This is a genomic window from Aeromicrobium sp. Leaf350, from assembly GCF_916858655.1.
Classification (GTDB): domain Bacteria; phylum Actinomycetota; class Actinomycetes; order Propionibacteriales; family Nocardioidaceae; genus Aeromicrobium.
Window position 1 is genome coordinate 256,891 of record NZ_CAKASL010000002.1, and the last position, 21,635, is coordinate 278,525.

20 protein-coding genes are annotated in these 21,635 nt (G+C 69.2%); 14 read left to right on the forward strand and 6 right to left on the reverse strand.

Features of this window, described 5'->3' with window-relative positions; all coding sequences use genetic code 11:
• The first annotated feature begins 2 nt into the window (after nucleotides 1-2).
• On the forward strand, nucleotides 3-170 hold the full coding sequence (locus LO931_RS10160; protein WP_229053478.1) for a hypothetical protein: 168 nt from the start codon (nucleotides 3-5) through the stop codon (nucleotides 168-170).
• A 15-nt stretch (nucleotides 171-185) separates the two neighbouring features.
• On the opposite strand, the gene LO931_RS10165 is transcribed toward LO931_RS10160, so the two are convergent.
• The gene (locus tag LO931_RS10165) at nucleotides 186-1,307 is read right to left on the reverse strand and encodes an alcohol dehydrogenase catalytic domain-containing protein (protein ID WP_229053479.1); all 1,122 of its coding nucleotides are present in this window, start codon (nucleotides 1,305-1,307) and stop codon (nucleotides 186-188) included.
• Nucleotides 1,308-1,336: 29 nt separating this feature from the next.
• Nucleotides 1,337-1,930 carry a cysteine hydrolase family protein gene (locus tag LO931_RS10170; protein WP_229053480.1) on the reverse strand — a complete coding sequence of 198 codons (594 nt, stop codon included), beginning with the start codon at nucleotides 1,928-1,930 and terminating at the stop codon, nucleotides 1,337-1,339.
• Nucleotides 1,931-2,255: 325 nt separating this feature from the next.
• Between LO931_RS10170 and LO931_RS10175 the strand changes: the two genes are divergently transcribed.
• The 6 genes from LO931_RS10175 (at nucleotide 2,256) to LO931_RS10200 (ending at nucleotide 8,848) form a co-directional block, all read left to right on the forward strand.
• Complete coding sequence (locus tag LO931_RS10175) at nucleotides 2,256-4,133, forward strand: FAD-dependent monooxygenase (protein WP_229053481.1); 1,878 nt, start codon at nucleotides 2,256-2,258, stop codon at nucleotides 4,131-4,133.
• Nucleotides 4,134-4,145: 12 nt separating this feature from the next.
• Nucleotides 4,146-5,033 (forward strand): alpha/beta fold hydrolase, encoded by an 888-nt coding sequence (locus tag LO931_RS10180; RefSeq protein ID WP_229053482.1) that lies wholly within the window; start codon nucleotides 4,146-4,148, stop codon nucleotides 5,031-5,033.
• The gene (locus LO931_RS10185) at nucleotides 5,030-5,971 is read left to right on the forward strand and encodes a 3-carboxyethylcatechol 2,3-dioxygenase (protein ID WP_229053483.1); all 942 of its coding nucleotides are present in this window, start codon (nucleotides 5,030-5,032) and stop codon (nucleotides 5,969-5,971) included. The genes LO931_RS10180 and LO931_RS10185 overlap by 4 nt, the downstream gene beginning before the upstream one ends.
• 27 nt (nucleotides 5,972-5,998) lie before the next feature.
• A complete protein-coding gene (locus LO931_RS10190) occupies nucleotides 5,999-7,339 on the forward strand; it encodes an MFS transporter (protein ID WP_229053484.1) in 1,341 nt (446 codons plus the stop codon).
• Nucleotides 7,340-7,401: 62 nt separating this feature from the next.
• Nucleotides 7,402-8,088, forward strand: a complete 687-nt coding sequence (locus tag LO931_RS10195) for a GntR family transcriptional regulator (protein ID WP_229053485.1) — start codon at nucleotides 7,402-7,404, stop codon at nucleotides 8,086-8,088.
• Complete coding sequence (locus LO931_RS10200; protein WP_229053486.1) at nucleotides 8,078-8,848, forward strand: IclR family transcriptional regulator; 771 nt, start codon at nucleotides 8,078-8,080, stop codon at nucleotides 8,846-8,848. Before LO931_RS10195 ends, LO931_RS10200 begins: the two co-directional genes overlap by 11 nt.
• 13 nt (nucleotides 8,849-8,861) lie before the next feature.
• Here the strand turns inward: LO931_RS10200 and dmpG are convergent, their stop codons facing one another.
• The 4 genes from dmpG to LO931_RS10220 form a co-directional block, all read right to left on the reverse strand.
• On the reverse strand, nucleotides 8,862-9,872 hold the full coding sequence (dmpG, locus tag LO931_RS10205; RefSeq protein WP_229053487.1) for a 4-hydroxy-2-oxovalerate aldolase: 1,011 nt from the start codon (nucleotides 9,870-9,872) through the stop codon (nucleotides 8,862-8,864).
• Nucleotides 9,869-10,810: an acetaldehyde dehydrogenase (acetylating) gene (locus tag LO931_RS10210; RefSeq protein ID WP_229053488.1), complete on the reverse strand. Its 942-nt coding sequence runs from the start codon at nucleotides 10,808-10,810 to the stop codon at nucleotides 9,869-9,871. The genes dmpG and LO931_RS10210 overlap by 4 nt, the downstream gene beginning before the upstream one ends.
• Nucleotides 10,807-11,604: a 2-keto-4-pentenoate hydratase gene (locus tag LO931_RS10215; RefSeq protein WP_229053489.1), complete on the reverse strand. Its 798-nt coding sequence runs from the start codon at nucleotides 11,602-11,604 to the stop codon at nucleotides 10,807-10,809. Before LO931_RS10215 ends, LO931_RS10210 begins: the two co-directional genes overlap by 4 nt.
• A 77-nt stretch (nucleotides 11,605-11,681) precedes the next feature.
• On the reverse strand, nucleotides 11,682-12,464 hold the full coding sequence (locus tag LO931_RS10220; protein WP_229053490.1) for an IclR family transcriptional regulator: 783 nt from the start codon (nucleotides 12,462-12,464) through the stop codon (nucleotides 11,682-11,684).
• A gap of 310 nt (nucleotides 12,465-12,774) precedes the next feature.
• Here LO931_RS10220 and LO931_RS10225 point away from each other — a divergent pair, with 310 nt between their 5' ends.
• The 7 genes from LO931_RS10225 to LO931_RS10255 are packed head-to-tail and all read left to right on the forward strand — an operon-like array spanning nucleotide 12,775 to nucleotide 21,632.
• Nucleotides 12,775-14,901: a hydantoinase/oxoprolinase family protein gene (locus LO931_RS10225; RefSeq protein ID WP_229053491.1), complete on the forward strand. Its 2,127-nt coding sequence runs from the start codon at nucleotides 12,775-12,777 to the stop codon at nucleotides 14,899-14,901.
• Entirely contained in the window at nucleotides 14,901-17,111 is a 2,211-nt protein-coding gene (locus tag LO931_RS10230; protein WP_229053492.1) for a hydantoinase B/oxoprolinase family protein, read from the forward strand. The genes LO931_RS10225 and LO931_RS10230 overlap by 1 nt, the downstream gene beginning before the upstream one ends.
• A complete protein-coding gene (locus tag LO931_RS10235; protein ID WP_229053493.1) occupies nucleotides 17,111-17,929 on the forward strand; it encodes a hypothetical protein in 819 nt (272 codons plus the stop codon). The genes LO931_RS10230 and LO931_RS10235 overlap by 1 nt, the downstream gene beginning before the upstream one ends.
• On the forward strand, nucleotides 17,926-18,195 hold the full coding sequence (locus tag LO931_RS10240) for a hypothetical protein (RefSeq protein ID WP_229053494.1): 270 nt from the start codon (nucleotides 17,926-17,928) through the stop codon (nucleotides 18,193-18,195). The genes LO931_RS10235 and LO931_RS10240 overlap by 4 nt, the downstream gene beginning before the upstream one ends.
• Complete coding sequence (locus LO931_RS10245) at nucleotides 18,192-19,685, forward strand: sugar ABC transporter ATP-binding protein (RefSeq protein ID WP_229053495.1); 1,494 nt, start codon at nucleotides 18,192-18,194, stop codon at nucleotides 19,683-19,685. Before LO931_RS10240 ends, LO931_RS10245 begins: the two co-directional genes overlap by 4 nt.
• Complete coding sequence (locus LO931_RS10250; protein ID WP_229053496.1) at nucleotides 19,682-20,650, forward strand: ABC transporter permease; 969 nt, start codon at nucleotides 19,682-19,684, stop codon at nucleotides 20,648-20,650. The genes LO931_RS10245 and LO931_RS10250 overlap by 4 nt, the downstream gene beginning before the upstream one ends.
• A gap of 28 nt (nucleotides 20,651-20,678) precedes the next feature.
• The gene (locus LO931_RS10255) at nucleotides 20,679-21,632 is read left to right on the forward strand and encodes a sugar ABC transporter substrate-binding protein (RefSeq protein ID WP_229053497.1); all 954 of its coding nucleotides are present in this window, start codon (nucleotides 20,679-20,681) and stop codon (nucleotides 21,630-21,632) included.
• The last annotated feature ends 3 nt before the right edge of the window (nucleotides 21,633-21,635 follow it).

Here is a 21,635-nt window from a genome sequence, read left to right on the forward strand (position 1 = left end):
TCATGAACGACAAGCGAATCTGGTTCTTGGCCGGCGTGCTGATGCTCGTGGCCGCCGCCGTCAACGCCGCGACCGGCAACTGGGTACCGGCCGCCCTGCTGGCGCTGGCGGGCGTGCTGTTCCTGATCACGCCGTCCTGGCAGGCCGGCAGGAGCAAGCGAGGTCGCTAGCCCCTGCCGGTCTGGTCAGCCGGAGTGCTCGGGCTTCGAGATGAAGTTCGTGAAGCCTCCATGGCGCGCGGGCAGACCCTCGTCGAGTGCTTCGTTGATCTTCTCGAGCGGGAAGACGTGGTGCTCGAGCACGGAGAGATCGAGCGCCCCGCTACCGGCGAGGTCTGACATCTCCTGTGCCTCACCTGTCGTGAACCACAGGCTTCCGAGCACGGACTGCTGGCTGCACATCATCTCGAACAGGTTGAGCGGGGGATGCTCCATCATGCCGCCGATGTCGACCGCCACGCCTCCGCGGGCGAGGGCGCCGATGGCCTCCTGGAAGGTCTCGGCGGGAGCCCCAGGGCCGAGGGCGTCGATGACGATGTCGACGCCGTAGCCGTCGTTGTTCGCGCGGACCCACTCGCCGAGATCGCCGTCTCCGGTGGCGTGGACCTCGATGCGGTCGGGTGCGATCGCCTTCACGTCCGCGAGCAGGTCGGCGTTGCGGCCCGTGCCGAAGACCTTGGTGACGCCCATAGCAAGCGCGTTCAGGACCCCACCGATGCCGAGAGTGCCGCTGGAACCGTCGATCAGGACGGTCTTGCCCGGGCCCGCGCCGGCCTTCTTGAGCGCGGAGTATGAGGTGCCGAGGTAGCCGAATCGCGCACCCTCCTCGAAGGAGACGTTGTCGGGGAGCTTGACGACGTTGCGCTGCGGAGCGGTCAGGTACTCGCCGAGGCCGCCGTAGGGGTAGGCGTCGAAGATCTTCTGGCCGTCGGGTCCGAACGAGAAGTATCCGATGAAGGTGTAACGGTCGCAGTTCGGCTCCTCGCCCCGGCGACATGCTCGGCAGGACCCGCACGAGACGCCGGGGTTGACGTAGACCCGGTCCCCGACCTGCACGTCGAAGACCTGGTCGCCGACCTCAGTGACGACCCCGGCCGAGTCGAGTCCGAAGATCGCCGGGAGCTTCGGCAGGGGCAGGTACGGGAACCACTCGGCGTACGTCGCGAGCACGTTCTTCAGGTTCGGGACGACGTTGCAGGCCTCGACCCTCACGACGACGTCGGTGGCGCCGGCCGTCGGGCGAGGGACTCTCTCGAGCTGCATGGCTCCACCGATCTCGTGGAGGCGGGCCGCAAGCATGTCAGTCATCTGGATTCTCCTTGGGTGAGCGGTGCGGTTCAGAGGGCGGCGAGGACGTCGTCAGCGGTGGCGACCTCACCGAGGAGGCCGAACGTCTCGAGCGTCGCGTCGTGGGCGGCGTCCGATGCGGCTGAGCATGCGTCGGAGACGACGACCACGCGGTAGCCGAGGTCGCCTGCGGAGCGGCCAGTGCTCTCGACCGAGAGGTTGGTCGCGACGCCGAAGAGGACGACCGTGTCGATGCCGGCCTCTCGGAGGCGAGCATCGAGATCACTGCTGGCGAACCCGCTGACCTTGGGGTTGGTGACGACCCAATCGTCACCGCCGGGCTTGACCTCGTCGACGATGTCGCCGCCGTGGCTGCCGTCGAGGAGCGAGCCCTGCTGTCCCACGGCGCCGAGGAGCGGAATGTTCGTGACGAGGTCGATGTGGCCGGCCTGGAACGCGACCCGGGTGTAGACGACCCGGACGTCCTTGGCGCGGGCGCCCTCGACCAGACGCTTGGCAACGGACAGGACGCCGCGCTGCTCGATCTGCTCACGGAAGAACGGGGCGAAGGCTCCGTCGGGGCCGACGATGTCGTATTCGAAGTGGCAGGCGATGAACGCCGTGGTGGAGGCGTTGAGATCCATGGTGCTGTCCGTTCTGGAGTGGGTAGGAAACGCCGCTCGCGGTGACCGAACCGGGCTGCGGGGGTGGTGTCAGTCACGCCTTCTCGATAACTGGCGTGCCAGTCACGGTAGAGCGTTGTGACCGGGACCACAACCCCATTCCTGCGATCCGTCACACGGAAGGTGCCAGTTGCTCTGCAATAGCAGTCGATAGTCGTTGTCCCTGGCCGGACTGTAGGCATGGCGGGGTATTGCCATCGCGCAAACTAGCATGCTAGAAAGATGACGTGACGGCGATCACCTCGACCTCCCTCACCCCCTGACCGGCCGACACGCGGAGCCATCCATGACGCAGCAGCTGCCCAGCCCGATCTTCGAGCCGTTCCCCGACGACGGGAGCGGTTACGACACCGATGTCGTGGTCGTCGGCCTGGGCCCCGGAGGCGGGATCGCCGCCGTGGCTCTCGCCACCTATGGCGTGCGCGTCCACGCGGTCTCGATGTTCCCGTGGGTGGCGAACTCGCCTCGAGCGCACATCACCAACCAGCGGGCCGTCGAGGTGCTCCGCGACCTCGGGCTCGAGGGCGAGGCGCGACGCTTCGCTACACCCTGGGACCAGATGGGCGACACCCTCTTTACCACCAGCTTGGCCGGTGAGGAGATCGTCCGCCTGCAGACGTGGGGCACTGGCGACGGCCGTTCCGGGGACTACCTGACCGGCAGCCCGTGCACCATGCTCGACATTCCGCAGCCCCTGATGGAGCCGATCCTCATCAACAAGGCAGCCGAGCGCGGCGCGATCGTCAGCTTCGACACCGAGTACCTCGACCACGAGCAGGACGCCGACGGCGTGACCGTCAGGTTTCGCGACAACCGTTCAGGCCACGTGTTCACCCAGCGCGCCCGCTACCTGCTCGGCTTCGACGGTGCGCGCTCAGTCATCGCGGAGCAGATCGAGCTGCCCTTCGAGGGCGAGCTCGCCCGAGCCGGCACCGCGTACATCCTCTTCAACGCCGACCTGAGCCGCTACGTCGAGCACCGGCCGAGCATCCTGCACTGGGTCATGAACTCCAAGGCCGGCTTCGGAGAGATCGGCATGGGTCTCCTGCGGGCCATCAAGCCGTGGAACCAGTGGATCGCCGGGTGGGGATTCGACATGGCCGCTGGTGAGCCGAACCTCGACGACGACGTGGTCAAGGCGCAGATCCGGACGCTCGTCGGAGACCCCGACCTCGAGATCGACATCGTCACGAAGTCGCTCTGGTACGTCAACCAACAGCACGCCACGCAGTACTCGAGGGGTCGCGTCCTCTGCGGCGGCGACGCCGTGCACCGTCACCCTCCGAGCAGCGGACTCGGCTCGAACACGAGCATGCAGGACGCCTTCAATCTCGCGTGGAAGGTCGCCTACAGCGTCAAGGGTTACGCCGGCGCTGACCTGCTCGAGACCTACGGCGACGAGCGAGTCCCCGTGGGCAAGCAGATCGTCGCTCGCGCCAATCAGTCCCGCAAGGACTACGCAGGCCTGCGCGAGTTCTTCGACCGTGACGCTGACGACCCCGTCACCGCCGGGCTTGAGAAGTTGAAGGCACCGACGCCGGAGGGCGCTGCCGCACGCGAGCAGCTCTACAAGGCGCTCGAACTCAAGAACACCGAGTTCAACGCCCAGGGCGTGGAGCTGAACCAGCGCTACATCTCGACCGCTGTGGTCCCGGCAGACGGTGACGAGGTGTGGGCCCGCGACCGCGAGCTCTACCTGCAGGCCACGACCCGGCCGGGCGCGAAGATCCCCCACGCATGGCTCGTCGGGACTGAAGGCAAGCGCGTCTCGACCCTCGACGTCGTCGGCCACGGCCGAATGACGCTCCTGACGGGTCTGTCGGGAGCCGCCTGGGTCACCGCCGCCGAGAAGCTCGACCTCCCCTTCCTTCGCACGGTCGTGGTCGGGACGCCTGGCGCAACAGATCCGTACGGCTACTGGCGCCAGGTCCGGGAGATCGACGAAGCCGGCGCGCTTCTCGTCCGCCCCGACGGATACATCGCCTGGCGACAGACCGACGCCGTCTGGGACGACACCGATGCCCTGCACCAGCTCGAGGACGCGCTGTCCAGCGTGCTCGACCGACCTCACCGTCACGACGCCACGAGCGCCACCGACAACCCCGACTACAGCACCCGTGCGCGACCGATCACCGTCCCGCAGACCACGTCCGAATCCCGCTGAGGAGCACCCCACATGACCACGCGCCCCTACACGAGCGTCTGGAACGACCTGAACCAGGTCGAGTTCAGCCAGGGATTCCTCCAGGCCGGCAACTACCGCACCCGGTACCTGCACGCAGGTGACCCCTCCAAGCCGCTCCTGCTCTTCCTGCACGGCATCACCGGTCACGCCGAGGCGTACGTCCGGAACCTGCAGGTCCACGCCGAGCACTTCAACGTCTACGCAATCGACTTCATCGGACACGGCTACTCGAGCAAGCCCGACCACCCCCTGGAGATCCCCCACTACATCGACCAGGTCAGCGCCATCCTCGATGCCCTCGGCGTCGAGAAGGCCAATTTCAGCGGAGAGTCCCTCGGCGGCTGGGTCACCGCCAAGTTCGCCCAGCTCCACCCCGAGCGTGTCGACAAGATCGTGCTCAACACCATGGGCGGCACGATGGCCAACCCGAAGGTGATGGAGCGGCTCTACACCCTGTCGATGGAGGCGGCGAAGGATCCGTCCTGGGAGCGGGTCAAGGCTCGCCTCGAATGGCTGATGGCCGATCCCACCATGGTGACCGACGACCTGATCCGCACGCGCCAGGCGATCTTCGAGCAGTCCGACTGGCTCAAGGCCGCCGAGTCGAACATGGCCCTGCAGGATCTCGAGACCCGCAAGCGGAACATGATCTCCGACGACGACCTCCGGGCCATCCAGGCCGAGGCGCTCGTCGTGTGGACCACGAAGGACCCGTCCGGCCCTGTCGACGAGGGACGCCGCATCGCCGAGCTCATCCCGAACGGCCGGCTGGCCGTCATGGAGGAGTGCGGCCACTGGCCCCAGTACGAGGATGCTCCGACGTTCAACCGGATCCACCTCGACTTCCTGCTCGGTCGAGACGGCGGTGACCCGTCGTGACGCTTGCCCTCCTGGCCACGAGCCACAGTCCGCTCCTGGAGTACGCCGACCTCGACAAGGAGGTCGCCGACGAGCTCGAGCAGAACTTCGACATCGCTCGGAAGTTCGTCGCCGACTACGACCCCGACGTCGTGATCAACTTCGGACCGGACCACTACAACGGGTTCTTCTACAACCTCATGCCGGCGTTCTGCATCGGCTACGCCGCAACGAGCATCGGTGACTACGGCAGCCAGGCCGGCCCGCTGAATGTCCCGGAAGACCTCGCTCGCTCGCTCGCCGAAGCCGTCATCGCCGACGGCATCGACCTGTCGGTGTCGCTGCAGATGGAGGTCGACCACGGCGCCGTCCAACCGATGGAGATCGTCTACGGCGACATCACGGCCAAGCCATTCGTCCCCATCTTCATCAACTCGGTCGCGCCTCCCTTCACGCCGGTACAAAGAGTCCGGCAGCTCGGTGAGTCCGTCGGGCGCCACCTCGCGACCTTGGACCAGAAGGTCCTACTCATCGCATCGGGTGGCCTCTCGCATGACCCGCCCGTGCCGCGGATCGCGACGGCCACCGAGCAGCAGCGCAGGATGCTCATGGGTGAGGGCGGGCCTCTGAGCCCCGAGGCTCGCGTTGTACGGCAGCAGCGCGTGATCCAGGCGGCGAAGGACTTCGCCGCCGGGACCGCCACGATCCAGGAGCTCGCACCGGAGTGGGACCGCGAGTTCCTGGAGATCGTCGCCTCCGGTGACCTGACGCCACTCGACGCGTGGTCGCCCGACGAGATGACCCGCATCGCCGGCAACTCCTCGCACGAGGTGCGCACCTGGATCGCCGGCTACGCGGCGATGTCAGCGGCCGGTTCGTACACCGTCACCCACTCGTATTACCGGCCGATCAAGGAACTCATCGCCGGTTTCGCCCTCACCACCGTCACGCTCGACTGAGCTCGGACCGACCGAAAGAGCACCATCATGACCACCACCGCAGATCGGCCCACCAAGACCTCGCCGGTCAAGGTCGCCCTCGCCAGCTTCATCGGCACCACGGTCGAGTACTACGACTTCTTCATCTACGGCACCGCCGCGGCGCTGGTGTTTCCCACGCTCTTCTTCCCGGATTCGAGTCCCCTCGTCGGCACGCTGCTGTCGTTCGCCACGCTCGGTGTCGGTTTCCTCGCGCGCCCCGTCGGTGGCGTGGTCTTCGGCCACTACGGAGACCGGGTCGGTCGCAAGAAGATGCTCGTCATCTCGCTCGTGCTGATGGGTTCGGCCACGGTCCTCATGGGCCTGATGCCGACCTACGCCACCATCGGGATCGCAGCGCCGATCCTGCTGACGCTGCTGCGGCTGATCCAAGGCTTCGCGGTCGGCGGTGAGTGGGGTGGAGCCACCCTGATGGCGGTCGAGCACGCCCCGAAGGGTCGCCGCGGATTCTTTGGCGCCTTCCCGCAGATGGGCGCTCCCGCAGGCGTCGGGCTGGCGACGATCGCCTTCTACTTCGCCTCGAAGCTCTCGCCCGAGGCCTTTGAGTCGTGGGGATGGCGCCTACCGTTCCTCGCCTCCGCGATCCTGGTGATCGTCGGCCTCGTCATCCGCGCATCGGTCGACGAGAGCCCGGAGTTCGAGGCCGTCCGCAGCAAGCAGGAGAAGCAGGTCAAGCTGCCCGTCGCAGAGGCCTTCCGGCGCCACCCGAAGGAGATCTTCCTCGTCGCCGGCACCTATCTGTCGCAGGGCGTCTTCGCCTACATCTGCATGTCGTACCTCGTCGGCTACGGCAGCAACGGCTTGGGCATGGACCGCAACCAGGTCCTGATGGGCGTGTTCGTCGCCGCGGTGATCGCCACGCTCCTGTACCCCGTCTTCGGCGCCCTCTCGGACCGATGGGGACGCAAGACGATCTACCTCCTCGGTGCCGTCTCGATGCTCGTCGTCATCGTCCCGGCCTTCGAGCTGATCAATACGGCCAACCCGGTGAACTTCGCGATCGCCCTGACGCTGGTGTTCGGCATCGCCATGGCGCCCGCCGGTGGAGTGACCGGGTCCCTGTTCAGCCTGGCCTTCGCTCCTGAGGTCCGGTACAGCGGCGCTTCCGTCGGCTACACGATCTCTCAGGTCGCAGGCGCCGCCTTCGCACCGACCATCGCCACTGCTCTGTTCGCCGTCAACGACTCGACCGACCTCGTCGTCCTCTACCTCGTGGTCGTCGCCGTCATCTCTGTCGCCTCGGTGTCGCTCATGCCCGGCAAGCTGGGACACGCCGACGTGCTCGATGGTGACCTGAAGCGGTCGGAGCGCGAGCTCGCGACACAATGAGGCATGGTCATGGTCGAACTGCGACGACGCACACGGAGCTTCGCTCGATGTGGTGACCTCCGATGAGTGATGCCGGACCGGTCCGCGACCGGGGCCAGCGCCTCTCGGTCGCCGTCCTCGACGTGCTCAAGGAGCGTCTTCTCGACGGGGACTACGCCGTCGGGTCACGCATCTCGATCGAGGACGTCAAGGCAGAGTTCGACGTCAGCAAGCAGCCGGTCATGGAAGCCATGCGCCGCCTGGAGGCGATCGGGATCGTCCAGATCGTCCCCCAGAGCGGCTGCCGCGTCGCGCAGTACTCCCCGCGCGAGATCCGAGACTTCTTCAAGCTCTTCGGACGCTTCGAGGGCGAGATCGCCGCAGCCGCGGCGAGCCGGCGGACCGACGCCCAGATCGCAGAGCTCGACGGGGCCTGGAACGCCATCGCCGAGCTCTCGGACGAGATGCCGGCGGAGCAGCGATCCCGGCAGTACCGATTCCGCAATCGGGAGTTCCACCTGGCCATTCACCGAATGGCTCACTCGCGCGTGATGGCCGAGCTGAGTGAGCGCATGTGGGACATGAGCGACTTCTTCATCAGCACCGTCGGTGGCAAGGTCGCCATCGGCAACGCCGTCGACCATCGCAACCACGACCACGACGTCATCCGGGGCGCGATCCGGACCGGCAGCGCCGAGATCGCCCGCGTCGCCATGCAGGCCCACATCGAGGAGACCGTGGCGATCTTCGAGTCCGGCGATGGCGTCTGACGAGTCGCCCCCGCCCCCGAGCGTGCTCGGCAAGGCCATGGCGATCCTCGAGAGCTTCACCGTCGACCGCACCGCACTGACGTTCTCCGACCTCCAGGCTGCGACGGGCCTGCCGAAGGCGACGCTGCACCGCCACCTCTCGGACCTCCAGGCTGTGGGACTGATCGACCGCCGTGACGACCGGTACCGCCTGTCGATGCTGGTCTTCGAGCTCGGCATGCGGGCGTCGGTCGGTCGCAACCTCATCGAGGTCGCGACCCCGTTCCTGGAGGACCTGTACGAGCGCACCCACGAGACGGTGCATCTCGGCGTCGGCGACGGGGACGAGGTCGTCTACGTGCTGAAGATGTCGGGGCACCAGCAGGCCGCGGCGCCGTCCCGGCTCGGCGGCCGGATGCCCCTGCACGCCACCGCGATCGGCAAGGCGCTGCTGGCGCACGCGCCGCGCGAGCAGCAGGACGCCCTGTTGTCGGGTCCGCTCGAGCGCCGTGCGCCGCGCACCGTCGTCTCACCGGGACTCCTGCGCGAGCAGCTCGACGAGTGCGCCCGCAGCGGTGTGGCCTTCGAGTACGAGGAGTCGGCGGTCGGCGTCGTCTGTGTCGCGGCTCCGGTGCTCGATGCCACCGGTGCGGTCATCGCTGCCGTCAGCGTCGCCGGACCCGTGACCCGGTTCCACCCCGCGACCCATGCGGCAGCGGTGAGGTCGGCCGCGCTGGGCATCGGTGCGACCTACGGTCGCCGGTCCGCACGGCGTCGCTGACTCGACGCCCGGATCAGGACGGTGAGCCGGCGAGATCGAGCGCGATGTCGACGATCATGTCCTCCTGGCCGCCGACGAGCTTGCGGCGCCCGACCTCGGTGAGGATGTCGCGCACGTCGACGTCGTAGCGGCGGGAGGCGTTCTCGGCGTGGCGCAGGAAGCTGGAGTAGACACCGGCGTAGCCGAGCGTGAGGGTCTCGCGGTCGACCTGCACGGCGCGGTCCATGAGGGGCCGCACGATGTCGTCGGCGGCGTCCTCCAGGGCGGCGAGGTCGCACCCGTGCTCCCAGCCCTCGAGGTCGGCCACCGCGATGAACGGCTCGATGGGGCAGTTGCCCGCCCCGGCGCCGAGACCGGCGAGCGAGGCGTCGACCCGGGTCACGCCGTTCTCGACCGCGACGACGCTGTTCGCCACCGAGAGGCTGAGGTTCTGGTGGGCGTGGATGCCGATCTCGGTCGACGGGTCGAGCGCGTCGCGGTAGGCCGTGACGCGCTCAGCGACGGCACGCATCGTGAGGTGTCCACCGGAGTCGGTCACGTAGACGCAGTGGGCACCGTAGGACTCCATGAGCTTCGCCTGCTCGGCGAGCTTCGCGGGCTCGGCCATGTGGCTCATCATCAAGAATCCCGACACGTCCATGCCGATCTCGCGGGCATAGGCGATGTGCTGGGCCGAGACGTCCGCCTCGGTGCAGTGCGTCGCGATGCGGATCGAGCGCACCCCGATGTCCCAGGCGCGCTGGAGCTCGTGGATCGTGCCGATGCCTGGCAGCAGGAGCGTCGTGAGCCGGGCGTTCTTCACCTCGTCGGCGGCGGCCTCGAGCCACTCCCAGTCGGTGTGGCTGCCCGGGCCGTAGTTCAGCGAGCCGCCGGCCAGGCCGTCGCCGTGGGCGACCTCGAGGGCGTCGACCCCGGCGTCGTCGAGGGCACGGACGATGCGGCGGACGTCCTTCGGGTCGATGCGGTGGCGGATGGCGTGCATGCCGTCACGGAGCGTGACGTCCTGGATGAAGACCTGGGTCATCGGGCGTCTCCCTGCGTGCGTGCGGCCTTGGACTCCGCGACCCGCAGGGCGGCGGAGGTCATGATGTCGAGGTTGCCGGCGTAGGCCGGGAGGTAGTGCGCAGCGCCCTCGACCTCGAGGAACACCGAGACCTGCGTCGTGACCGGCGCGGAGCCCTCCGGCACGAGCGTGTGGACCGGCTCGTCGCCCTCGAGCTTGCGGATCTGGACCTCCTGCTTGAGGCGGTAGCCCGGCACGTACTGGGCGACCTTGGCCACCATCGCGCTGACCGACTCGCGGATCGCGCTCTCGTCGGCGTCGCCGACCAGGGCGAGCACGGTGTCACGCATGATCAGCGGCGGCTCGGCCGGGTTCAGGATGATGATCGCCTTGCCGCGACCGGCGCCGCCGACGGCCTCGATGGCCGCCGAGGTGGTCTCGGTGAACTCGTCGATGTTGGCGCGAGTGCCGGGCCCGGCCGACCGCGAGGCGATCGACGCCACGATCTCGGCGTAGGCGACCGGCACGACCTGGGCGATCGCGGCGACGATCGGGATCGTCGCCTGTCCGCCGCAGGTCACCATGTTCACGTTGTCCGCATCGAGGTGCTCCTCGAGGTTCACCGGCGGCACGACGTACGGGCCGATGGCCGCGGGGGTCAGGTCGATGAGCTGCTTGCCGTAGGGCGCGAGTGCCGTCGCGTTGGCCTCGTGGGCCTTGGCGGAGGTGGCGTCGAAGATGATGTCGATGTCGTCGAAGCCGTCGATCGCGATCAGCCCGGCGACGCCCTCGGCGGTGGTGCGCACCCCGTTCTTCTGCGCGCGGGCGAGCCCGTCGGACTCGGGGTCGATGCCGACCATGACGTCCATCTCGAGGGTGTCCGAGAGACGGATGACCTTCAGCATCAGGTCGGTGCCGATGTTGCCGGAACCGATCACGGCGACCTTCGTCGTGCTCATGAACGGACCTCCTGGTCGAACGCGACCGAGACGTCGCCGAGGCCGGTGATGACGGCGCGGACCGTGCTGCCCGGGGTCACCGGCACCATCGGTCCGAGGGCGCCGGACAGGATGATCTGCCCCTCACGCAGCGGGTCGCCGAGGTCCTGCGCTGCGCGGGCCAGCCAGAGCAGGGCCTCCAACGGGTCGCCCAGGCAGGCGGCACCGTCGCCGGAGGAGGCGACGTCACCGTCGACGGTGAGCTGCATCTGGACCTCGCGAGGCTCGACCTCCGCGATCGGGACAGCGGTCTCGCCGAGCACGAAGGCCGCGCTCGAGCCGTTGTCGGCCACCGTGTCGACGATCGTGATGTCCCAGTCGTCCACTCGGCTGTCGACGATCTCGAGCGCGGGTACCGCGTGGGTCACGGCGGCGCGCACGGAGGCCAGGTCGAGCGGACCGTCGAGATCGGCACCGAGGAGGAAGGCGACCTCCGCCTCCACCTTGGGCTGCAGCAGGGTCGCCGTCGGCACCGTGCCGCCGTCGGCGACGTGCATGTCGGCGAACAGCACGCCGAAGTCGGGCTGGTCGACGCCGAGCTGCTTCTGCACCGCCGGTGACGTCAGGCCGATCTTGCGCCCGACGACCACACCACCGGCCTCGACGCGGCGACGGGTCAGCTCAGCCTGGACCACGTAGGCGCTGTCCACGTCCGTCGAGCCGAGCACGTCCCGCACGGGCGCGGTCGGCTTGATGCCGGTGCGCGCCTGGTCGAGTCGGTCGGCGGCCTCGATCTGGTATGCCGTCAGGGTCATGCGGCTCTCCTGCCTCGTGCGGGTGTCAGGTGTCAGTCTCCGACCAGGTGGGGGAGTCGACGAGGAGGGAGTTCCGTTCAGCGGAACTGGGTCGACTCGTACCGCGCCTGGGCGTCGCCGACGAGTCGCGCCATGAGGGCGCCGATCTCGCTCAGGCGGCGGTGGCTGCCGCGCACGGTCGGGACCACGATCGCGATGGCTCCCAGGGTCATGTCCGAGATCCTGACCGGCACGGCGACGCCGGAGATGCCGTCGATGTAGTCGTTGCGCCGAGCCGCCCACCCCTTGCGTCTCGCCAGGGCGACCGCCGTCCGGAGGTCGTCGACCTCCGTGAGGCTGTGCGGTGTCCGGGCCGCCAGGTAGAGCTGGGGCGCCAACGTCTCGAAGGTGGTCTCCGGAAGGCTCGAGAGGATCGCGATCCCGAGCGATCCCGAGCCGATGCCCGATCGGCGCCCGACCGGGGACGTGGCGCGCAGGGTCTGGTCGGCCTCGCACTTGTGGATGATGGTCACCGTCGAGTCGATCCAGTCGACCTCGGCCAGCAGTGCGGTCTCGTCGAGCTCGGCCGACAGCTCCTCCAGGAGGTTGCGGCACATCGTGCTCAGCACGCTCGAGTTCGACACGAGGCCGCCGAGCTCGAGGAGACGCGCGCCCAGCGAGTAGCGGCCGTCGTGCTCCTGCCGCATGAACCCGCGCTGGACCAGGTTGCGAGCGAGCCGGTGGGTGCTCGATCCCGGGAGGCCGACCGCCGCGGCGAGCTCCCCGAGCGTGAGTGCCGGGTGCTCCGAGCTGAACGCCAGGAGGATGTCGAGCGCCCGATCGACCGACTGGACGCCGGGTCGCTGCGGCGGCTGCTCCATGGGTCCGTGTCTACCAGAATCCGAGGGGCGTCGATTTCCGTTCTGCGGAACGCGAGTCGGTGCCTGGCCGGCGCCGATCGGCGTCGAGACGCGTGAGGAAACATTTCCGGAACACGAGCCGCGCAATGCATCAGATCCGCGAAAGCGCTGCAATGACAGTGCTTTCGCCTGGTCGGTGTCACTGCGGCGCATGCTCGAAAGTGGGGATGGAGACCCCCCTGCTTTCCGCTACGCGGAATGTGCCTTGCGTCACATTCTCGTGCGCTTGAGGCTGAGCACGCGTTCCCGACCCCCGGCGAAAGACACGACTGTGAGCTCAGCATCCACCCCCCACGGGGGGTACCTCATCGGCACCGACATCGGCGGCACCTTCACCGACCTGGTGCTCCTGGAGGAGGGCAGCCGCCCCCGGCTGTTCAAGTCCCCGACCACTCCGAGCGACCGTTCCGAAGGCATCCTCAACGCCCTGCGGCTCGCGGCCGATGCCGTCGGCAAGCCGCTCGAGCAGTTCGCCTCCGAGATCCGGTACTTCGCCCACGGCACGACGGCGGCGACCAACGCGCTCATCGAGCGCAAGGGTGCACGGACCGCTCTCCTGACGACCGCGGGCTTCGGCGACACCATGCTGATCCAGCGGAGCATGACGTCGTGGGTGGGCATGGGGGCGAACACCGGCCACTACAGCCAGCGGAGCAACCCCACCCCGATCGTCGACCGCGACCTGATCATCGAGATCGACGAGCGCATCGACTCCTCGGGCGAGGCGCTCGTGGCGCTGGACGAGTCGCAGGTCCGCGACGCGATCGCGCGACTGCGAGCCGCCGGTGTGGAGGCGCTCGCCGTCTCGTTCCTCTGGTCGTTCCTCAACCCGGACCACGAGGCCCGCGTGCGCGAGATCGTCGAGGCCGAGTGGCCCGAGGTCTACCTGACGCTGTCGCACGAGGTGGCCCCGGTCATCGGGGAGTACGAGCGCACGGCCACGACGGTCGTGAACTCCTACCTGGGCCCCGTGATCCGGGACTACATGGAGAACCTCGAGGGACGGCTCCACGAGACGGGTTTCGTCGGCGAGCTCTCGGTCATGGACTCGGGCGGCGGCGTGATGAAGGCGATCGACGCGGCCTACCGCGCCGCGTCGCTGCTGACCTCGGGCCCCGCCGGCGGCGTGCTGGCCACGTCGAAGCTCGCCGAGACCCTGGGCTTCGAGAACGTCATCACCAGCGACATGGGCGGTACGAGCTTCGACGTCGGCCTGGTGCTGGACGGCGAGCCGCTCGTGGAGCGGCAGAGCGAGGTCGGCAACTACCACCTCTCGATCCCGCGCATCAAGGTCACGGCCATCGGCGCCGGCGGCGGCTCGATCGCCTGGGTCGACGAGGTCGGCGCGCTGGTGGTCGGCCCTGAGAGCGCAGGATCCGTCCCCGGCCCGGCCTGCTACGCGAGGGGTGGCCTGCGGCCCACCGTGACCGATGCGGACGTGGTGCTCGGGATCATCGACCCCGAGTACTTCCTCGGCGGCCGGATGAAGCTCGACCGCGACCTCGCCGAGGAGGCGATCCGCACCCACATCGCCGAGCCGCTCGGCATGACCGTCGAGGAGGCCGCGCTCGGCATCCGGACCGTCGCGGACAACCAGATGGCCGACCTGCTGCGCAAGGTGACGGTCGAGCAGGGGCGCGATCCTCGCGACTTCGCCGTCTTCGCCTACGGCGGTGCGGGCCCGACCCACGCCTGCTCCTACACGCAGGCGGCGGGCATCAACACGCTGGTCGTGCCGCCGACCTCCACGGTCCACTCCGCCTACGGCACGGTCACGGCCGACCGCTTCCGCTCGCTCCAGGTCACCGACCTGCAGCGCACCCCTGCGGGCGCGGACGACCCGGCCGCCCACATCGACCTGGCCCGGCTCACGCGCAACCTGGACGACCTCGTCGCCCGCTGCCACGAGGACCTCGACCGCGACAGCGGAGCCTGGTTCAGCCGGTCCGTGCACCTGAAGTTCCGCCGTCAGACCCACGAGCTGCCCGTCGTGCTGCCGGACGGGCCCGTCACGGTGGAGACGCTCCGCGCGGTCGTCGAGGAGTTCTTCGAGACGTACGAGCGCATCTACGGCAAGGGCACGGCCCTGCGCAGCGCGGGACTCGAGCTGAACACGCTCCGGGTCGAGGGGCGCGTCGCCGTCGCCGGGCTCGACGACGGGGAGGACCCGCCGAGCGGCACCGTCGAGGACGCACGGATCGGCACCCGCAAGGTCACCTTCGCCGACGCGGGTCGCGTGGACGTCCCCGTCCTGCGCGGCGAGAAGGTCGGCCCCGGCGCGCAGCTCATCGGTCCGGCGGTCCTGGAGTTCGAGGGCACGACCATCGTCGTCGGCCCCGGCCAGGAGCTGCACGTCGACGCGCGCACCAACATCGTCATCAACTGCAAAGGAAACTGATGAACACCGAGATCCTCGACCGTCCCAGCGATCCGGTGGGCCCGTCGGTCGACGTGGACCCCGTGACCTTCGAGGTCATCCGTCACCGTCTGCTCGCGATCACCGACGAGCAGGGCGCGACCCTGGCCGCGATCTCCGGGTCGCCGCACGTCGTGAACGCGAACGACTTCAACGTCGGCCTCTACCTGCCGGACGGCTCCGTCGCCGCGATGGGACGCACGATCCTGCTGCACTCGGCCTCGATGGCGCTGATCACCCGCCACGTGATCGAGGATTGCGAGGACGATCCGGGCATCAACCCGGGCGACATGTTCGTCGTCAACAACCCCTGGAAGGGATCGATCCACGCGCAGGACATGGGCGTCGTGGCGCCGATCTTCTTCGACGGCGAGCTGCTGGCGTGGACCGGCGCGATGTGCCACATGCCCGACGTGGGCGGTTCGCGCCCCGGCAGCTTCTGCAACGACGCGACCGAGTGCTACCAGGAGGGGCTGCAGCTCACGCCCACCAAGCTCATCGCCGACGGCAAGATCCGCAGCGACGTGTGGAACCTGATCATGGCCCACACGCGAGCAGCTCCCGCGGTCAACCTCGACCTGCGGGGCCTGATCGGTGCCAACAACACCGCCGTGCGTGCCATGACGCAGCTGGCCGAGCGCTACGGCGTCGAGACGGTGAAGGCCGTCATGGGTGGACTCATCGACCTGTCCGACCGCCGCCTCCGCCACCGTCTGGAGACGCTGCCCGACGCGGTCGTGCGGAGCCGGGCCTACCTGGACAACGACGGAGGACTGAACGAGGTCTACGAGGTCGACCTGGTGCTGACCAAGACCGGCGACACCCTGCACTTCGACTACTCCGGTTCCTCACCCCAGGTCGAGGGCTACATCAACTGCACGTCGTCGGGGCTCATGGCGGGCATCAACGCCGCCCTGCTGCCGACCCTGGCGTACGACGCGCCCTGGAACGAGGGCCTGTTCCGGGCCGTCGAGGTGCACGCCCCCGAGGGACTGATCTGCAACGCGAAGCGTCCGGCCGCGGTCTCGGGCGGTGCGCTCGAGGCGGGCTGGCTCGTGGAGATGACGGCCGTGGAGGCCCTGTCCAAGCTGGTGGCCTGCTCCGACGAGCTGATCGGTGAGGCCCAGGCTGCACCCGCGGGAGGTCCCGACCAGTTCGTGCTCAGCGGCGTCAACGCGCACGGTGACCCGTTCACCCACGTGATCCTCGACTGCCTGGCGACCGGCGGGGGCGCCTACGCCCATCGCGACGGAGTCTGGACGCAGGGTCAGCACAACATCGAGCGCCAGAAGATCTCGAACGCCGAGGACATGGAGCTCGAGACGCCGCTGCTGTACCTGCGGCGGGGTCTCGTGACCGACTCCGGTGGAGCCGGCGAGTACCGCGGCGGCCAGAGCATGGGCTCGACCTTCCTCGTGCACCGTGGCTCCTCGCTGAAGGCGACGTGCAACGGCCACGGCTGGGAGGCCCCGAACTCGACGGGCATCTTCGGTGGCCTGCCGGGCACGCAGAACATCCGCGACCTGGTGGTCGACAGCGGTGTCGCGGCGACCTTCGCCGAGGGGTCCGTGCCCCAGGACGTCCACGCGATCGAGGGCGAGCGCCCCACGATGCACGGGCGTCAGGGCGCGTTCCCGCTCAGCACGGGTGACGTCCTGGCCTCGGTGCACCAGTCGGGCGGCGGCTGGGGAGACCCGATCGCCCGTGCGACGAGTGCGCTCGAGGAGGACCTGCGGACGCGGGCGATCTCGCCCGAGGCTGCCGTGCGTCTCTACGGCGCGGTCCTCGACGCCGACGGTCATCTCGACGACGCGGCCACGGCGAGCCGGCGGGAGGAGATCCGCACGGATCGTCGCTCCTGGTCCCGCGCCGAGCAGCAGGACGTGACGGCTCCGGGCGACCTCGAGCGGGTGCGCCCGCTCGGCCACGCGCTGGAGCTCGCCGCCGGCACGGACGGAGCCGAGTTCACGCGGTGCCGGTGCGGTCACGTGCTCGCCGAGGGCAGCGGCCCGTGGCGTCAGCGTGCCGGCGAGCGTCGCATCAGGGAGGTGCACGAGGTCAGCCTCGCCACCCGTCTGTCCGAGAAGCTCGAGGTGCGCCAGTACGCGTGCCCGTCGTGCGGCACGCTGCTGTCGACCGACGTCGCGCGCCCCGGCGCGCCGGTGGCCCACGACATCGAGGTCGTCGGCTGATGGGGCGCCTCGTCTTCGCGGGAGCCACCTCCCACGTGGGTGCCATCCTCAAGAACCCCGACGCCCATCCGGAGTCGTCGGTGCGGCTCCACGCTGCGTGGGACCGCATGGCGGCCGAGATCTCCGAGGCCGACCCCGACGTGGTCCTGGTGATCGCGACGGACCACTACGAGACGTTCCGGCTCGAGCACTACCCGACCTTCTGCCTGGGTCTGGCCGAGTCGTACGACGCGTGGGGGGAGTACGGCAACCCGGAGGGGACCGTGGCCGGTGCCCCGGAGACGGGAGCCGCGATCCTCGCGGACCTCGTCCGGCACGGCTTCGACGTGTCGCGGAGCCACGAGATGCTGCTCGACCACGCGTTCATGGTGCCGATCATCCGGCTCGGGCTCGTCGACCGTCCGGTGCTCCCGCTGTTCGTCAACTGCAACACGGCACCGCTGCCGACGCTGGACCGTGCGGCGCAGCTGGGCTCGGCGCTGCGCGCAGCCGTGGAGTCGCTGCCCGGCGACGTGAGCGTGGCCGTCATCGCGACCGGTGGTGTCTCGCACTGGGTCGGTCTGCCGCAGTTCGGTCAGGTCAACGACGCCTGGGACCGCCGGTTCCTCGCGACCGTCGACGAGGGCGATCTCGACGCGATCGTGTCCCTGTCCGACGAGGAGGTGCTCGAGGAGGCCGGCAACGGCGCCCTCGAGATCCGGACGTGGGTGGCCGCCCTCGCCTGCGCTGGTGCGACCGGCGCCGAGACCTACGCCTACGAGCCGATGCCGGACTGGGCCATCGGCATCGGGATCGTCCGGATGGAGGTCGGCGCATGAGCGTCCTCGGCCTGACGAAGATGACGTGGGACCTGGAGCACCTCGACGGTCACGTCGACGAGCTCCTGGGCGACCCCCGCACCTTCATGAGCCGCTACGACGTGAGCGACACCGAGGCCCGCGCCGTCGAGCAGCTCGACGCGACCGCCCTCCTGGAGCTGGGCATGAACCCAGTGGCACTGCGCAACCTGCTGGTCCTCCTGGGCATCCCGCACGGGCAGATGTACACCCACTCGACCAGCCTGCTGGACAGGGCCGACTCATGAGCTCGCAGCCCCGCGCCCTCGCCATGAGGGGGATCGCGAAGCGCTTCGGCGGCGCCGTGGCGCTGCAGGACGTCGACTTCGACGCCGCGCCGGGCGAGATCCACGCGCTGCTGGGCATGAACGGCGCCGGCAAGTCGACCCTCGTGCAGGTGCTCAGCGGAGCCATCCGGGCCGACGCCGGCTCCGTGCAGCTGGGCGACACGCACCTGCACCACGCAGGGCCGCGAGGCGCCCGCGAGGCCGGCATCTCGACCGTCTACCAGAAGCGCACGCTCGTCCCGTCCCTGAGCGTCGCCGAGAACATCTTCCTCGGCGAGCTGCCGCGTCGATCCGGGGCCGTCGACTGGCGGCGCGTCGTCGAGGGCGCTCGCGAGGCGCTCTCCGACCTCGGCATCGACATCGACCCGCGCACGCGGGTCGACCGGCTCGGTCCGGGTCAGCAGACCCTGGTCGAGATCGCCCGCGAGGTCCGCCGCGGCGGTGACGTGATCATCCTCGACGAGCCCACGGCGTCGCTCGGCGGCGCCGATGCCGCCCTCATCCACGACCTGGTCCGTCGTCTGGCCGAGCGCAAGCGCGCCGTCGTGTACATCTCCCACCACCTGGAGGAGGTCATGCAGCTCAGCGACCGCGTCACGGTCCTGCGGGACGGTGAGGTGGCGCTGACGTCGCCCACCAGCTCGTTGACCATGCGCGACCTGGTGGAGGCCATGGTCGGCTCCGACGTGGTGGTCGAGCGACCCTCGCGCCCGCGCCGAGAGCGACGCCCGATGCTGACGATCACGGGCCTCGCCGTCCGCGGCGTCCTCGAGCCGCTCGACATCACGGTCGGTGCCGGTGAGATCGTGGCCGTGCTCGGGCCGGCCGGTGACGGCCAGACGGCACTCTTCCGCCACCTCAGCGGTCTTGCTCCGGCCGACGCCGGAACGGTGACCCTCGACGGCGATCGTGTGGACCCTCGCCGCATCGCTCGCACGCTCCAGCAGGGCCTGCGATCGGTGTCGGGCGACCGCCTCGGATCGGGCCTCAACCCGCTCGCCACCGTCAACGAGAACATCGCTGCGCTGGCCCCCGTCTCGCGGCGACGACTCATCAGCTGGTCGCGGATCCGCCGGGAGGCCCTCGAGCTCCGCCAGCGCTTCGACGTCGTGACCCTGCACGCCGATCCGCCGGTGACCAGCCTGTCGGGCGGCAACCAGCAGAAGGTGCTGCTCGCGAAGTGGCTCTCGGGCGAGGGGCTCCGGGCCTGCCTCCTCGAGGAGCCGACCGGAGGCGTCGACGTGCGCGCCAAGGCCGACATCCACGAGCTGATCGAGGCCATGGCGGCCGACGGCGTCGCCGTCCTCCTCGCGAGCTCGGACGTCGACGAGGTCCTGCGCCTCGCGGACCGCGTCATCGTCCTGCGGGGCGGCGTGGTGATCGACGAGCACGACGCCGACGACGCCAACCATCACGACATCAACCACGCACTACTCGGAGGAATCTCATGACCGCGCTCACGATCTCGCGCCGCCGCGTCGCCGTCCCGGACTGGTTGGTCCAGCACGGCGGGCTGCTCGCCGTCCTGGTCTCCGTGTGTCTGTACCTCTCGGTCTCGACCGAGGTGTTCGCCACCACGCCGAACATCATCAACGTGCTGCGTCAGGTGGCCGTGATCGGCGTGCTGGCGGCGGGTCTGACGCTCCTGATGGCCTCCGGTGGGCTCGACTTCTCGCTCGGCAGCCAGGTGGCGGTCATCACCGCGGTCGCCGCCCAGCTCATCGCGAACGGCACCAGCACGCCGGTCGCCATGGTCTGCGGGCTCGCCCTCGGTGCGGTCTTCGGGCTGGTCAACGGGTTCGTCATCACGTTCTTCGGGGTGGCGCCCTTCGTGACGACCCTCGCGACCGCGACGATCCTCGACGGCGTGGCGCTGGTCGCGATGCAGGGTCAGGCCATCTCGATCAGCGACCAGCTCACGTGGCTCGGGACGGGGGAGGTCCTCGGGCTCCCGCTGCTGCTGGTCATTGCGGGTGTGGTCTGCGCCGCGGCCGCGGTCGTCCTGCGCTGGACCCGGTTCGGTCGCGACGCGCTCGCCATCGGGGGCAACCACGTCGCCGCGCGGCTCGGCGGCATCGCCGTCATGCGCCACACGATCTCGCTCTACGTGCTCAACGGAGTTCTCGCGGGGGTCGCGGCCATCATGCTGCTCTCCCGGTTGGGCGCAGCCAGCCCCGGAACGGCCGGTCTGCACCTCGAGCTCACCGTCGTCGCGGCCGTCGTGATCGGCGGGACCGCGCTCTACGGCGGAAGCGCCACGGTGCTCGGCACGGTGCTCGGCGTCGTCCTGCTCGGCGTCGTCGCGAACGGGATCAACCTGCTCCAGATCGACTCGTTCTACCAGCCGGTCTCGGTCGGCGTGGTCCTCCTGGTCGCCGCGATCGTGAACCACCTCCGGCACCGCAGCGCGCACTGACACCAGACCCCCGAAGAAAGGCACCATCATGAAGATCAACCTCACCGCCCGCGTGCTCGCGTGCATGGCCCTCGCCGGTGGCTCGCTCGCCGCGTGCGGCACCGACTCCGGCGAAGGAGGTGGGTCGAGCGAGGACTCGTACACGATCGGGTTCGTCAACTCCGACACGCTCGACTTCCACACCTGCCTCGAGGAGGGCCTGACGAAGGCCGCCGACGGTGCGTCCGTCGAGGTCATCTCGGCCAACTCGGCCCGCGACCCCGGCAAGGAGCAGTCGAACATCGAGGACATGATCGTCCGTCAGGTCGACGCGATCATCCTGCAGACCGTCAACATCGACTCGCTCACCGGCGCCGTGGCGCAGGCGAACGCCGCGGGCATCCCGATCTTCCTCACCTCGGTGAGCGGGCCCGACAAGACCAAGATCCTCGGCGCCGAGCTCTCGGACGTCTTCCACAACGGCGAGCTCGCGGCGCAGTGGCTGGAGGAGGACGCGGCCGGCGACGACGTCGACGCGGCCATCATCGCGGGCGCGCCCGGCGCTGCCTCCGACCTGTTCGTGAAGGGATTCCGCGAGGCGCTGCCCGACAGCGTCGACGTCGTCTTCGAGCAGCCCGGCATGTTCCAGCGGGCCAAGGCCCAGGAGGTCGCGGAGAACCTCCTGCAGTCCAACCCCGACGTGTCCTACGTCTTCGTGCCGAACGAGGAGATGGCCTTCGGCGCCGCGACCGCGTTCGCCAACGCGGGACGTGACGACATCAAGATCATCGCCAACGGCGGAACTCCCGAGGGCCTCGAGGCCGTCGAGTCGGGCCAGTTCGCGATGCTCGTCGCCAGCTCGCCGGCCGACCTCGGCAAGAAGGCGCTCGAGACCACCGTCGACCAGCTCGAGGCGGATGCCCCGGAGCCGGCCATCGGGGAGATCCCGCTGACGGTCGTCACCAAGGACAACGTCGCTGACGCGCCGTCGTACTGCGGCTGACCG

Coding starts and splice junctions, on each gene's coding strand:
- LO931_RS10160 (WP_229053478.1), top strand. CDS start 3: ATGAACGACAAGCGAATCTGGTTCTTGGCCGGCGTGCTGATGCTCGTG.
- LO931_RS10165 (WP_229053479.1), bottom strand. CDS start 1,307: ATGACTGACATGCTTGCGGCCCGCCTCCACGAGATCGGTGGAGCCATG.
- LO931_RS10170 (WP_229053480.1), bottom strand. CDS start 1,930: ATGGATCTCAACGCCTCCACCACGGCGTTCATCGCCTGCCACTTCGAA.
- LO931_RS10175 (WP_229053481.1), top strand. CDS start 2,256: ATGACGCAGCAGCTGCCCAGCCCGATCTTCGAGCCGTTCCCCGACGAC.
- LO931_RS10180 (WP_229053482.1), top strand. CDS start 4,146: ATGACCACGCGCCCCTACACGAGCGTCTGGAACGACCTGAACCAGGTC.
- LO931_RS10190 (WP_229053484.1), top strand. CDS start 5,999: ATGACCACCACCGCAGATCGGCCCACCAAGACCTCGCCGGTCAAGGTC.
- LO931_RS10195 (WP_229053485.1), top strand. CDS start 7,402: ATGAGTGATGCCGGACCGGTCCGCGACCGGGGCCAGCGCCTCTCGGTC.
- LO931_RS10200 (WP_229053486.1), top strand. CDS start 8,078: ATGGCGTCTGACGAGTCGCCCCCGCCCCCGAGCGTGCTCGGCAAGGCC.
- dmpG (WP_229053487.1), bottom strand. CDS start 9,872: ATGACCCAGGTCTTCATCCAGGACGTCACGCTCCGTGACGGCATGCAC.
- LO931_RS10210 (WP_229053488.1), bottom strand. CDS start 10,810: ATGAGCACGACGAAGGTCGCCGTGATCGGTTCCGGCAACATCGGCACC.
- LO931_RS10215 (WP_229053489.1), bottom strand. CDS start 11,604: ATGACCCTGACGGCATACCAGATCGAGGCCGCCGACCGACTCGACCAG.
- LO931_RS10220 (WP_229053490.1), bottom strand. CDS start 12,464: ATGGAGCAGCCGCCGCAGCGACCCGGCGTCCAGTCGGTCGATCGGGCG.
- LO931_RS10230 (WP_229053492.1), top strand. CDS start 14,901: ATGAACACCGAGATCCTCGACCGTCCCAGCGATCCGGTGGGCCCGTCG.
- LO931_RS10235 (WP_229053493.1), top strand. CDS start 17,111: ATGGGGCGCCTCGTCTTCGCGGGAGCCACCTCCCACGTGGGTGCCATC.
- LO931_RS10240 (WP_229053494.1), top strand. CDS start 17,926: ATGAGCGTCCTCGGCCTGACGAAGATGACGTGGGACCTGGAGCACCTC.
- LO931_RS10245 (WP_229053495.1), top strand. CDS start 18,192: ATGAGCTCGCAGCCCCGCGCCCTCGCCATGAGGGGGATCGCGAAGCGC.
- LO931_RS10250 (WP_229053496.1), top strand. CDS start 19,682: ATGACCGCGCTCACGATCTCGCGCCGCCGCGTCGCCGTCCCGGACTGG.
- LO931_RS10255 (WP_229053497.1), top strand. CDS start 20,679: ATGAAGATCAACCTCACCGCCCGCGTGCTCGCGTGCATGGCCCTCGCC.